Raw genomic sequence first — 12,479 nt, 5'->3', positions numbered from 1 at the left:
TATGTCTATAGCATAAAATTCGGTGATTTATTAGGTGAATTTAAAAGATGGCGATAATTAATTATGAAATTTCCGATTATCCAATGGCAGATATTCCTCCGTCCATCTGAATGATTTGCCCGGTAACCCATTGGGCATGTTGTCCCATAAGGAAACTAACCATATGTGCGATATCTTCACTATTCCCAATTTTTTGAAGAGGGTGGCGGTTTTGCGCCTGTTGTATTTTTTCTGGACTGGAAAGTAATTGGCCCGCAAGCGGAGTCTGGACAAGGCTGGGAGCAATCGCGTTGATCCTTATTTTAGGCGCCCATTCCGCGGCTAAAGACCGAACTAGCGCTTCGATGCTTCCTTTGCTGGCGCTAATGGAGGAGTGATACTTCATGCCCGTTTGTACTGCCACCGTACTGAATAATACCACAGCGGCCTCGGCTGATTTTCGTAAAAGAGGAAAATAATGTTGTAATGTTTTGACGGCCCCCAGGAAGTTGAGTTGCCAGTCTTCTATAAACAAGTCTGGTTTGATGCTTTGAAAAGGCTTCAGCTGAATAGATCCGGGGCAATAAACAATACCATCCAACTTTTCTAAAGCAGGGAAGTTTGGGGCTTCCTCAAGGATATTCAATGGGTAAAAGGAAAAGTCCGGATGATTTATTTCCGGAGTGTTTCGGCTCAGGCCAATCACTTGGTGGCCTGTTGCCAGGAGGTGGGAGGCCGATGCAAGTCCTATGCCGCTACTTGCTCCGACAATGAGTATATTTTTCATATGGGGTATCTTCATTGATTTTCAAGATACCCCTATGTGAAGCTTAATTGTTTGTGACTTTGTTCAATACATACTGGACCAGCTGCTTCATGTGTGGTTTATAATCTCCTCCAAATTCACCTCTTAGCCTATTGGCAATGATCAGGCAAATGGTGGCGGCATGATGTCCTAGCATGGCGGAAAGCCCATAAAGAGCCGAACATTCCATTTCGTAATTGGTGATTTTTTGTCCTTCAAATGCAAAGGAGGTGATTTTCTCGTTTAGCCCGGTGTCCTGAGTTTTTAAGCGGAGCATCCTGCCCTGAGGTCCATAAAATCCGGGGGCGGAAATGGTTACGCCGGCGGTGGTGTGCTCAGATTTCAGCTTTTCAATTAAATCGGCAGAACCAGGGACCACATAAGGAGCCGTAAGCTTTGGCGACCATTGCGTATGCTGCATGAATGCGGCCTCTAGCGCATTATCGGAAACTTTTTCCCGGTTGGCGTAGAAATTTAACAGACCGTCAAAGCCCATGCCCTTTTCGGATAAAAGGTAAGAATGAACAGGAAGGTCCGCCTGTAGTGCTCCTGAGGTACCAATTCTGATGAAATTCAGGCTTCTTTTTTCTTCTTTGACCATGCGGGTATTCAGGTCAATATTCACCAAAGCATCCAATTCATTGATCACAATATCAATATTGTCGGTGCCGATGCCCGTAGCCAGAACGGAGATTCTTTTTCCCTGATAAGTACCCGTTTTGGTGATAAATTCACGATTTCTCTTCTCTACCTCTACTTTATCAAAAAAGGAGGCGATTAAATCCACCCTGCCAGGATCTCCCACCAATAAAATGGTATCCGCAATGTCTTCCGGTAGGAGATTCAAATGGAAAATACTACCATTTTCATTGATGATCAATTCCGATGGTTCAATAGCTTTATTCATATTCATTTATGTCGTTTTGCATTATTTTAACCAATTAGGTGGTCTGTTGGCTCTCGAAGTTACATAAAAAGTACAAAACCCTAATGAAGAATGGGGTACAAAAAAAGCGCAATCCGGAGTGGATGGCGCTTTTTGGGGAAAGATTAATTTTTAAAATTTGAATCTTACTGAAATTGCAATGTCATCGGCATGAAAATCTCCCCCACCAGGGCCGAAAATATCAAAGGCCGGCTTCCAGTCCATACTGATGTTCAAGGGGATTTCATCAAAATCATATTGAAGGCCAATGATGCCATCGATGCCGACTGTTGCCCCATTGATGATCTTGGTATGTGCACCGGCTCCTGCATACCAACTTAAGCCCGGGACCTCCGGAGAAATTAAACCAAAATTGTATCGATATAGTCCGGTGACAATGGTGGCGCCCCCTTTAAATTGCAGTAAGCCTTCCACTGACTGAGGTCCTCCCAATTGATAGACGCCAGAGATTCCCGGAGCTACACTCAGTCGCATACCAAGTTCAAGATTTCCCTGAGCCTTAGTGGATTGTGAAGCGCCCTGGGTTTCTGCCTGTGCGAAAGCGCTAATCATCAGGCTTAAAACGAATACGATAATTTTTTTCATAATACACGCTGTCTTATTCTTTGCGCAATCTATACTAAATAATCAATTTATCAACGATAATAGTTTATATAAATATCAAAATTAGGTATATGATAAAATTATCTTGGAATGGCCTGATAAAGTGGAGGTTTAAGATTTATGCGTAGTTGTTATCTAATGATCTGCTAGTCATATTGTTAAGCTTGTAAAGTATTTGATCCAAATCTTCTGCGCATATTTTCATTTTATGGATAATGTCCTGAATTTCCTCTGAATTATTTTGGTAGTAGGGTAAAATATTGGAAAGCCCCAGAATGGAAGCTACCGGAGCTCTGAGCTGATGAGAATTCAAGTGAGCGATTAATTCCAGCTGTCGGATTTTCTCTTTCAGTTTGAGTTCAGAGTGTTTAATTAATTCAATGTTTTGAATGGTACCAATGCTTTTGGTGGGGCGATTATTTTGATCTCTTTCAAATACTTTGTCATGACGGCTCATCCAAATATATTTTCCATCAGCGGATTTAATTCGGAATTCAATGCCGAAGGTTTGGTCATCTTTGGCGAGTAATATTCGGGTGAGGTGTTTCCTGATCTTAAGATGATCTTCCTGGTGAATTAAACTAGTCCACAGGTAGGCAGAGTGTTCCTCCAGAAAAGAATTACTATAGCCCAATTCTTTTAGCAAATTACCCAGTCGTAGGTGTAATTTATTCTGCCGAAGGTCATAAATATTCAGGCAAATGGGGGCGGTGTCCAAAAGTCCTTCTAAATACCTTTGATGTGTTTGTTGCTTCCACATATTTTTTCGTGTAGAAGTAACTTCTTTAATGATTCGAATGATATAAGGCTTTTTTTCCTTGTTTTTATCTACCCAATATCCATAAGAATGAAAGTGCAGGACGGTACCATTTTTACTTATGAAGCGATAGTCTTTGGGTTTTCCTGCAAAATCTTTTTTGAAAAAATCAGATATGGTAAGCATTTCCATATCATCGGGATGGATATGATTTAAAAAAGCGAAAGGGTTTTTAATAATGGTTGCGGCCTTTATGCCTGTAATTTTTTGAAAGGCCGGAGAGATGTAGTTGAACTTTTTTTCTTCCGGGGAGATGATCATAACTATGTCTTGCTCGTCTCCACTTAGTTTTGCAATTATTTCTTTCATGGGGGATGGTGAAGAATTAACCAGAGATTTTATTTTCTCTAAAAGCTTAGGGAGTAATCGGAATCAAAGGTTTTTGGTGAAAAAATAACAAAGGTAAGTTATAATGGGTTTGTGGATTAATTTACGATTTTATTTTAAAAAAGGTTTAAGTAACTAGGTTTAAGTAAAGTAAAAATGAGAATTAGTCAAGAATAATGTTCAAATAGCCTTGTTTAAGAAATGTAGTAAAACAAAGTTAATTGAAAATTAATCGCTTTTTTTGCTGCATTACTTGTGAAATCCCAATTTTTCGTACACATTTGCATCCGCAAGTCAGGACGACCAGCTCCTGCTGAACTCCCCCAGGGCCGGAAGGCAGCAAGGGTAAGTGGTTGAGCGGTGCGATTCTGGCTTGTCTTTTATTTTCTTTTTCCCGCAGGCGCTTCCGATCAGAAGGGCTTTTTTTATGCCCTTTTTTTTGACTAGGACTGACCTTTGAAAAATTTATCACATTTTTTCTTGCGCCACTAAGAATTTCCCCTACCTTTGCATCCGCAAGTCAGGACGACCAGCTCCTGCTGAACTCCCCCAGGGCCGGAAGGCAGCAAGGGTAAGTGGTTGAGCGGTGCGATTCTGACTTGTCTTTTATTATTTTTCTCTCGCAGGCGCTTCCAATCAGAAGGGCTTTTTTTGTGCCCCAATCTTTCTATTGTCCATCTTTTCTGAGCCGGACTCCTCTATAAAAAGTATTTATCCGCCTAACTTATTGGGAATCAAAAGGAGAGTGGTTGTTCGGGAATAATTTTTCAAAAAACGCCTAATTTCGCTTGTATAGCCAGATAAAAGCCCTACTTTTGTCATGCGATTCGACAAGAACTGCTCCTGTTGAACTCCCCCAGGTCCGGAAGGAAGCAAGGGTAAATGGTTGAGCGTTGCTATGTCGGATCGTTTTTTTATGTCCAAAAAATACAATTTTTCCCCTGGCATAAATTCCTCCGGGTTTTAGATAATTTTCCCACTTTCATTGTAAATTCTTTCGGCTTCTGTTTAATTGTTTGGAAATCATTACCAATCAAACAATAGCGAAATGAAATTTTTTATCGATACCGCCAATTTGCAGGAAATTGAAGAAGCTGCCGCCCTGGGTATACTTGACGGGGTGACGACCAACCCTTCTCTTATGGCCAAAGAAGGTATTAAAGGGAATCAGGCGATTTATCAACACTATAAAGAGATATGTAATCTGGTTGATAATAATGTGAGCGCGGAGGTGATCTCTACCGATTATGCAGGTATTTTAAGAGAGGCGGAGCTACTGGCAGCCATTGATGCCAAGATCGTGGTTAAGGTCCCGATGATCAGGGAGGGAGTTAAGGCCATAAAATATTTAAGTAGTCAGGGCGTCAGGACCAATTGCACCTTGGTATTTTCCGCTGGTCAGGCGCTGGTGGCAGCGAAGGCGGGCGCGACCTATGTTTCCCCATTTGCGGGGCGCTTGGACGATATTAGTGCTGATGGGATGGCATTACTGGGGCAGATTGTGGAGATTTACGACAATTATGGTTTTGCTACAGAAGTTTTGGGGGCTTCAATTCGTCACCCTATGCACATTATTGAGGCGGCTGAAATGGGAGTGGATGTGATCACCGCTCCGCTGAAAGCATTGGAGGCTTTATTTTTACACCCTCTGACCGATATTGGCTTAGAGAAATTTTTGGCAGATTATAAAAAATCTCAATCCTGAAACTGATTCGGGAACAAAAAGTAAAGCCTAATAAAAAAGTATTTTGGAGAAAGTAAATATCTTTTGGTTCAGACGAGATCTTCGGTTGCACGATAATCATGGTTTTTTTCAGGCATTGAAGGCTGGGGAATCGGTGGTTCCTGTCTTTATTTTTGATCGGCAAATTCTGGATGAATTGCCGGAGGATGATCCTCGAATCACTTTTATATACGAACAGCTTGAACATTTGCAGAAGCAGTTGCCCCAAGGCGATCTGATGGAGTTTTTTTATGATGCTCCCAGGGCTGCTTTTGAAAAACTGCTGGACCATTATGAGGTGAAAGCGGTATATACCAATGATGATTACGAACCTTATGCCACCAAAAGAGATGGGGAGCTTGCGGATTTTTTTGCGAGCCAAGGGATTTCCTTCCATGCTTTCAAGGATCATGTGATATTCGAAAAATTGGAAGTGGTGAAACCGGATGGTACCCCATATAAAGTTTTCACGCCATATAAGAAAGTTTGGCTTGAGCAGTTTCGCCAACACCCTCCGACTAATTATCCGTCTGAGACCCTGCTGGATCAGCTTTTTCAAGGAACTGCCCAATTTCCAATGCCGAAATTGGAGGAAATGGGTTTTTCAGGGGAGGGATTATCCATTCCTGACAAGAAGGTGGCAGACCACCGGCTGATCGAATATGGAGATAAAAGAGACTTTCCGGCCATAGAGGGAACGACAAGGTTAGGGGTGCATTTGCGTTTTGGTACGATCAGCATCCGGCAGTTAGCCTTGAGGGCGAAACCCTTTTCAGATGTTTATTTATCAGAGCTGATTTGGCGGGAGTTTTATATGATGATCCTTTTTAACTTCCCTCATGTGGTGGATAAAGCCTTTAAGCCTCAATATGATCAGGTGCCTTGGAGGAATGACCCTAAGGCTTTTGAGTTGTGGTGTAAGGGGGAGACAGGTTTTCCCATGGTAGATGCGGGTATGCGAGAGCTGAATGCAACCGGTTATATGCATAATCGGGTTCGGATGGTGGTCGCCAGTTTTTTAACCAAGCATTTACTGATTGATTGGCGTTGGGGAGAGGCTTACTTTGCGGAAAAGCTCCTGGATTATGAATTGGCTTCTAACAATGGAGGCTGGCAGTGGGCTGCCGGTACCGGCACGGATGCCCAGCCCTATTTTCGGGTCTTCAATCCTGAAAGTCAATTGAAGAAGTTTGATCCTCAATTAGAGTATGTGAAAAAATGGGTGCCCGAATATGGAACCGTGGGCTATGTGGCACCTATGGTGGATCATAAATTTGCCCGGCAGCGCGCTATTGATACCTACAAGACCGCTTTAGCTTAAGTCGGATTATTCATCCTTAAATCCTTATTCAGCGGCAAGGCGGAAAAAATGACGGAATATTCCTATTCTGAGTATATCTGTAAGCAGATGAATGGGGAGAAAGCAAGCCTACTCACATTTCGGCTAATGGAAAATCAGTAAAAACAATATTAATAAACTGAAATAGAGCTTCTTAATCGGTGGGTTGAATCTGGCGGTGAATAATCCGGCTGAACTCTTGATCATGCTTTTTTACTTCTTATCCTATCTATTTGCCTCCTATTTGATTTAACAAAAAAAGCAATCCCTTAATCGAGTTCATTCGGTATGGAAGCCCCATACTGATGATAAAGAGTTGTCCAAAAAGCTTCCTATTCGGAGCCTTTTTGTATTTTGCGGCCTATTGAATTTAAATTTTTTATGAGTCTATCCGCGGCTTTTTGGTGGTTGCCCCTTTTGTGTTTAATCCTTTGGATGTTAATGGATTCCCTTCCTTTCAAAGCTGGGGGTGAAAAGGCCAAACTTCCAAAGCGTTTATTTTATTTTCTGTTTTGGTATGTTTTGCTAGTGGTCGGCCTGGCCATCGCCTGGTATCAGCACATGCCTTTGCAAGGATTTCATTTTTTTAATGATCTGGATGAATGGATGGGCATGGACAAGCTGGGACATTTTTTCACTTGTTTTCAAATGGTGCGCTGGATGAATGCCTATTTGAAAGCCGATATTGCAGAGGATCAAAAACGTCACCGATTTGCTTTTTTGTCGGGGGCTTTGGTATTATTCCCTATAGAGCTCATGGATGGCTTTGGAGCGGGCTATGGCTTTTCGGTATATGATATGTTGGCAAATGCGTTGGGCGCCTTTGCGGCTTTTATACAGCTTCAGGCATGGGGGAAGGTCAAGTGGTTTCCGCGTTTTAGTTTTTGGCCATCGGACTGGGCGCAGCATAGGCCGCAATTGTTGGGGAATAATCTGGGAGAACAGTTGTTGAAAGATTATAATGGTCAGGTGTATTGGTCTTGTTATTCTTTACGGGCATTGTTACGAAAACCATGGGTGCCGTCTTTTTTGATGCTGGCCATAGGATACCGTGCTCAGGGAATGGTGTATGGCAGACTGGAGGAGAATTTGGCGCAGGGCTACCAGCCGACACCATCCTTACTCCTTAGTGTTGATTTTGATTATGAGCAGCTACCTCTGGGGCCTTTTAAAAAGATTCAAATGATCTTGGAGATGATCAAGCTACCGATGCCCACCGTGGAGGTGAATAGCCGGGGAGAAGTGGGTTTTTCCTTATTTTATATTTAGGGGCTAAGGTCTTAATTCAAAAGGGAGATCCTTTCCTTTTATTTCTTCAAAAAAAGATTTTCGGTTAAAGGTATAGAGTAACAGCTATCACTTGTAGTTAATTCCTTTCCTTATCTCTTTGCATAAGCTCGTAGGCGATCGTTATTCAGGTTTTAAATCAAAAAAAGCATTTAAACCCGATTGATCCATACCTCCATCTTCCTTTAGTAGAAAGGCGGGGAAAATGAAGGATTAGTTTCTTGTTTAGCGTTTTTTCCAAGCAAGAAGATGAATGAGGGAAAAGCAAGCTAACTAAAAGTGTGCTATTAAAAATCAACGAAAATGCGCATAAATAAATTTTCCCGAGTAACTAGGGTTAGTTTGATATATTCAGCGGTGAATAATTCAACTTAAATTTAGCATACCCATGAGCCGACGTTGATTTTTACTAATAAATCGCGATCAGTTGAATTTTCTCTTTTTCGGAATCCAGAATGGCCCCATTTTCAATTTTCAGAATACGATGCGGGTGTTTGTCAATCAGGCTATAATCGTGGGTAGCCATCAGGATTGCAGTTCCCTGACTGTTGATTTTATCTAGTAATTCGTAAATCCCTTCCGTAACCTCCGGATCCAGATTTCCGGTAGGCTCATCCGCAATTAAGATTTGCGGCTCATTTAATAAAGCTCTGGCAATTACCACACGCTGCTGCTCTCCGCCGGAAAGCTGGTGAGGCATTTTGCTGAGATGACCGGTCAGCCCTACTTTCATCAAAACATCAGTGATACGACTTTTTATTTTTCCGCTATCTGTCCAGCCGGTAGCTTTCAAAACAAATTCCAAATTTTCAGATACCGTACGGTCCTTGAAAAGCTGAAAGTCCTGAAAGATGATGCCAAGTTTTCTCCTTAACATCGGCACGTCTTTCCTCTTTATTCCATTGATGGTAAATCCTGCTACCGTAGCCTTGCCCTCTTCCAATTCCAAATCAGCATAGATGGTACGCAGCAGAGAAGATTTCCCGCTTCCGGTACGTCCTACCAAATAAACGAATTCTCCCTTGCCAATATTAAAGGAGGCTGATGTTAAGACCGTTCGGGTTTCCACACTGATTCGTGCATTTTCTAATGCTACAACGGGTAAGTCGGAGAAGGCTGACATAGGGAAAAAATTAAAGGTTCAATGGTTGTAATTTGCCAAAAGGAAGGGCTTCAATGATGGCTTTCAGGGCTTCTTCTTTTCCTTCCAATCCGTATTTCTCGAGTTTTTTTAGCGGTCGATCAGCACGGAAGTAAGCCACCAATACAAAATTATCATCGCGGAGCTGAATATAATCCGGGATCTTCGCTTTTCCTTTTACCTTAATAATGTACATAATAATCCGATTTCCATGCGAATATATAAAAAAAACGGCGATCGCCGCTTTTCTTATCTATTGCTTTGTGGAATTATTCCGTTGGAATTTTATCAATTTTCAAATAGGAGGTCATGATTCCTTTTATCAAAGCGGAAGAAAATCCCTGGTGTTCCATCTCATTAAGACCTGCGATGGTGCAGCCTTGCGGGGTGGTCACCTTATCAATTTCAAATTCCGGATGTTTTTTATTTTCTATTAACAGGGAAGCGGCACCCTTAACCGTTTGCGAGGCAATCAGCTGGGCTACCTCAGCCGGAAAGCCGATTTCAATTCCCCCCTGGGAGGCGGCCCGGATAAAACGCAAAGCATAGGCAATACCGCAGGCGCCTAATACTGTGGCAGAATTCATTAGTTCTTCATTAATGATAATGGCCTGCCCCACCTGATTGAAAAGCTCCACCACCTCTTTTTGGGTGCTCTCAGGAGCATCTGCTGCGGCAATACAAGTCATGGATTCCCGAATGGCAATGGCAGTATTGGGCATGGCCCTGAAAAGCGCAGGTCCTTCCCCAATAGCTTTTCTCATTTGCTCTAAGGATACTCCTGTCACTACGGAAATTACGGTTTTGTCCGGGCTAATTGCGGATTTTATCTCCTCTAGTACTTTGGTGGCTAAATGGGGTTTTACCGCAATGATAATCCATTCTGCCTGCTGAGCTGCAAAAAGATTATCAGACAATACGTTTACGCCGCGTTCTGCCAGTGTTCCTAATTTGGCGATTTGCCTTCGGGTAACAAAAAGGCTTTCGGCCTGAATAAAGGATTGGTCGATCAAACCAAAGGCTATTGCGGATCCTAGATTTCCTCCGCCGATGATGGCTATTTTCCTGCTCATAGTAAAGGCTTCATAAAAGGTGATTTTGAATATAATATATATTTTCGCAAAATCATCCGATTTTTGTTGGACCAGTTTTTTTTAGCAGGGGAGAAGGTTCGCTGAATTGATATTTTGAAACCACGAATTTCCCTAATTATCACGAATAATATTTCCGGTTTTTGTAAGGAATAAACACCTCTCAGACCATTTCCGAAGCGAAAATACACTATCAGCCATTATCTCTTCCAAATTACATCCAATACTAAAAATTAGTGTAAATCGTGAAATTAGTGATTAAAAAACACGCTTCGGGGTAATTGTTAATCCATGCGCTTGTCAATTCCCAAGGGTTTGATTTTTAGCAAGCACGAATTTCCCTAATTTTCTCGAATAATATTTCTGGTTTAGTAAGGAAAAAAAACTCTCAGGCCATTTCTGAAACGAAAATACCCTATCAGCCATTATCTTTTACCAAGTACATCCAATACTAAAAATTAGTGTTAATTCGTGAAATTAGTGGTTCCTTTCTTGCGTCCAACTTCCCTTCAATAAAATCGTGACAACAACTATCACCTTACCCTTTAAAAAAATTAGTGGTTAAAAAGCTTCAACCACCGTTTTAAGCTAACTCCTCAGTCCAGATCTTTCACTAACTGATATCGCTCCCAAAACTCCATAATATCCAGGGTGAGTTGATTGCGATCAGCAAAAACCACGAACATAAAATCGGGTTCATAAAATTCCAGAAAAGCAGCGGCTTCCCTTTCTGAAATATTGAGCAAACTACTCACGACCTGATTGTTGAGCTTTTTTTGGTAAATGGCAGCGTAATAATTTATTTGCGCTTCTTCCGCCAGTATTTTTTCCATCTTCCGAATTTCTTTTCCTCTGCGTGAAACGGCATTATAAATAGAAGTAATCGGACTACCGATGGCGCCCATGGCTTTTTCAAAGCCCGTGAGGTCACGAGGTTCCGGATAGGTGCCGTCGGGATTTTGTCCTAGACCTGGGATGTAATAAGGTTTTAGTTCTTTCTTACGCAGGGGGTGATCCTCTCCGATGGCAAAAACGTCCACATTTTTTAATTGTATAGCGGTTTCCTTTAGCAGTATAACATTGGGCAAGGTCAGGTCGGTGGTGTCTTTGAAGCAATATTCTCCATAGGCGAAGCCCAGGGCACTAAAGATAAGGGTGTCTTCCGGATAAATTTTTACGGCAAAAGCACCATCTTCATTGGCGGTAATACCGCGGATACTTCCCTTTCTGACAATTTGGGTAAAAGGAATCGGCGCCCGGGTGGAGTCATTCAGAATGATTCCTCTGACCACTATTTTTTGCTTTACTTCCAGGCTGTCGCTTTGGGCAAAAGAGAACAGTGGTAAGAGTGTGAATAGGAAAAAAAAATATAAGTCTGCTCGCTTCAATATCTCGTCCGGTTATCCGCCTAATGATTTATAATAAAGTAAAGGCTAATTGAATCGCTTTCCAAAAGTGGTACGCTTATTTCACGTTTTTTAACGGAAAAGCAGGGCAGAGGTGCAAGAGCGCGGTAATTTTGCGCGCTTGTTTATACTTGCTGCCCTTTCAGGCTTTTAAACTGCATTTGGTGCAAACGCGCATAATAACCATTTTTGTCCAACAGACTTTGATGGTCGCCTTCTTCCACGATATGGCCTTTGTCTAAGACTAAAATCTTTTCTGCATTTTGAATGGTGGACAGACGGTGAGCAATCACAATGGCAGTACGGCCTTTCATTAAGCGTTCAATGGCGGTCTGAATCATTTCCTCTGTTTCAGAATCCACGGACGAAGTGGCTTCATCCAAAACAATGATGCTGGGTTGGTAAACGATGGCCCTTACAAAAGAAATTAACTGGCGCTGACCAACGGAAAGGGTCGCTCCGCGTTCCATGACATTGTAATCAAAGCCACCTGGAAGTTTTTCAATAAAATCCAATGCACCTACCAAACGGGCTGCATCCTGAATTTGCTCATCAGTAATGGATTCATCCCCTAATCGAATATTCTCCCGAATGGTATCTGAAAAAAGGAAGACATCCTGCAATACCACTCCAATATTTCTTCTTAAAAAGGAAAGCTGATAGTCTTTTACCGGAATCCCATCAATTTTTATGCTTCCTTTCTGAATGTCATAAAAGCGATTAAGTAAATTGATGATGGATGATTTTCCCGCTCCGGTGGCCCCAACCAAAGCAAGGGTATGTCCCTCTTTTACTTCAAAAGTAATATCTTTTAGGACAAAATTCTTTTCATCGTAGGCAAAGCTGACATGGTCAAAAGAAACATCGCCTTTCTCTGACCACTATTTTTTGCTTTACTTCCAGGCTGTCGCTTTGGGCAAAAGAGAACAGTGGTAAGAGTGTGAATAGGAAAAAAAAATATAAGTCTGCTCGCTTCAATATCTCGTCCGGTTATCCGCCTAATGATTTATAATAA

Annotated in this window: 11 protein-coding genes, 3 other RNA genes and 1 pseudogene; 6 read left to right on the top strand and 9 right to left on the bottom strand. The window is 41.9% G+C overall.

The genetic code is table 11. The annotated features are described in order from the left end of the window. Positions 1-76: 76 nt before the first annotated feature. The 4 genes from NG22_RS10160 to NG22_RS10145 all read right to left on the bottom strand — a co-directional run bounded on the left by NG22_RS10160 (position 77) and on the right by NG22_RS10145 (position 3,459). Positions 77-766: an SDR family NAD(P)-dependent oxidoreductase gene (locus NG22_RS10160; RefSeq protein WP_053406922.1), complete on the bottom strand. Its 690-nt coding sequence runs from the start codon at positions 764-766 to the stop codon at positions 77-79. A 43-nt stretch (positions 767-809) separates the two neighbouring features. Continuing rightward, positions 810-1,697, bottom strand: a complete 888-nt coding sequence (locus tag NG22_RS10155) for a nucleoside phosphorylase (protein WP_082305047.1) — start codon at positions 1,695-1,697, stop codon at positions 810-812. A 144-nt stretch (positions 1,698-1,841) separates the two neighbouring features. Beyond that, positions 1,842-2,315, bottom strand: coding sequence for a hypothetical protein (locus tag NG22_RS10150; protein WP_053405625.1), 474 nt, complete (start codon positions 2,313-2,315; stop codon positions 1,842-1,844). Between the two features lie 136 nt (positions 2,316-2,451). Continuing rightward, on the bottom strand, positions 2,452-3,459 hold the full coding sequence (locus NG22_RS10145; protein WP_053405624.1) for a PAS domain-containing protein: 1,008 nt from the start codon (positions 3,457-3,459) through the stop codon (positions 2,452-2,454). A 304-nt stretch (positions 3,460-3,763) separates the two neighbouring features. Here NG22_RS10145 and ffs (NG22_RS17390) point away from each other — a divergent pair. The 6 genes from ffs (NG22_RS17390) (at position 3,764) to NG22_RS10125 (ending at position 7,808) form a co-directional block, all read left to right on the top strand. Beyond that, positions 3,764-3,860: signal recognition particle sRNA small type (ffs, locus tag NG22_RS17390), an RNA gene on the top strand. A gap of 129 nt (positions 3,861-3,989) precedes the next feature. Continuing rightward, positions 3,990-4,086: signal recognition particle sRNA small type (gene ffs / locus NG22_RS17385), an RNA gene on the top strand. Positions 4,087-4,296: 210 nt separating this feature from the next. Then, positions 4,297-4,393, top strand: an RNA gene (gene ffs, locus NG22_RS17380) — signal recognition particle sRNA small type. Positions 4,394-4,525: 132 nt separating this feature from the next. After that, entirely contained in the window at positions 4,526-5,182 is a 657-nt protein-coding gene (gene fsa / locus NG22_RS10135) for a fructose-6-phosphate aldolase (RefSeq protein WP_053405622.1), read from the top strand. 43 nt (positions 5,183-5,225) lie between these two features. After that, positions 5,226-6,521, top strand: a complete 1,296-nt coding sequence (locus tag NG22_RS10130) for a deoxyribodipyrimidine photo-lyase (protein WP_053405621.1) — start codon at positions 5,226-5,228, stop codon at positions 6,519-6,521. A gap of 399 nt (positions 6,522-6,920) precedes the next feature. Then, complete coding sequence (locus NG22_RS10125) at positions 6,921-7,808, top strand: DUF2279 domain-containing protein (protein ID WP_082305046.1); 888 nt, start codon at positions 6,921-6,923, stop codon at positions 7,806-7,808. A 427-nt stretch (positions 7,809-8,235) separates the two neighbouring features. Here NG22_RS10125 and NG22_RS10120 read toward each other — a convergent pair whose 3' ends face one another. From NG22_RS10120 to NG22_RS10095, 5 genes and pseudogenes are all read right to left on the bottom strand, one after another. Beyond that, on the bottom strand, positions 8,236-8,949 hold the full coding sequence (locus NG22_RS10120; RefSeq protein WP_053405619.1) for a cell division ATP-binding protein FtsE: 714 nt from the start codon (positions 8,947-8,949) through the stop codon (positions 8,236-8,238). 10 nt (positions 8,950-8,959) lie between these two features. Continuing rightward, on the bottom strand, positions 8,960-9,163 hold the full coding sequence (locus tag NG22_RS10115) for a hypothetical protein (protein WP_053405618.1): 204 nt from the start codon (positions 9,161-9,163) through the stop codon (positions 8,960-8,962). A gap of 73 nt (positions 9,164-9,236) precedes the next feature. Continuing rightward, positions 9,237-10,040 carry a pyrroline-5-carboxylate reductase gene (gene proC / locus NG22_RS10110; protein WP_053405617.1) on the bottom strand — a complete coding sequence of 268 codons (804 nt, stop codon included), beginning with the start codon at positions 10,038-10,040 and terminating at the stop codon, positions 9,237-9,239. A gap of 614 nt (positions 10,041-10,654) precedes the next feature. Beyond that, the gene (locus tag NG22_RS10100; RefSeq protein WP_053405615.1) at positions 10,655-11,446 is read right to left on the bottom strand and encodes a carboxypeptidase-like regulatory domain-containing protein; all 792 of its coding nucleotides are present in this window, start codon (positions 11,444-11,446) and stop codon (positions 10,655-10,657) included. Between the two features lie 143 nt (positions 11,447-11,589). Next, a pseudogene (locus NG22_RS10095) lies at positions 11,590-12,336 on the bottom strand (ABC transporter ATP-binding protein); the annotation flags it as partial. Positions 12,337-12,479 lie beyond the last annotated feature (143 nt).

The sequence above is a fragment of the Persicobacter sp. CCB-QB2 genome (assembly GCF_001274635.1).
GTDB classification, from domain to species: domain Bacteria; phylum Bacteroidota; class Bacteroidia; order Cytophagales; family Cyclobacteriaceae; genus Persicobacter; species Persicobacter diffluens.
The sequence above is the reverse complement of the archived record's forward strand: the minus strand, read 5'-3'. Positions and strand labels throughout refer to the sequence as shown.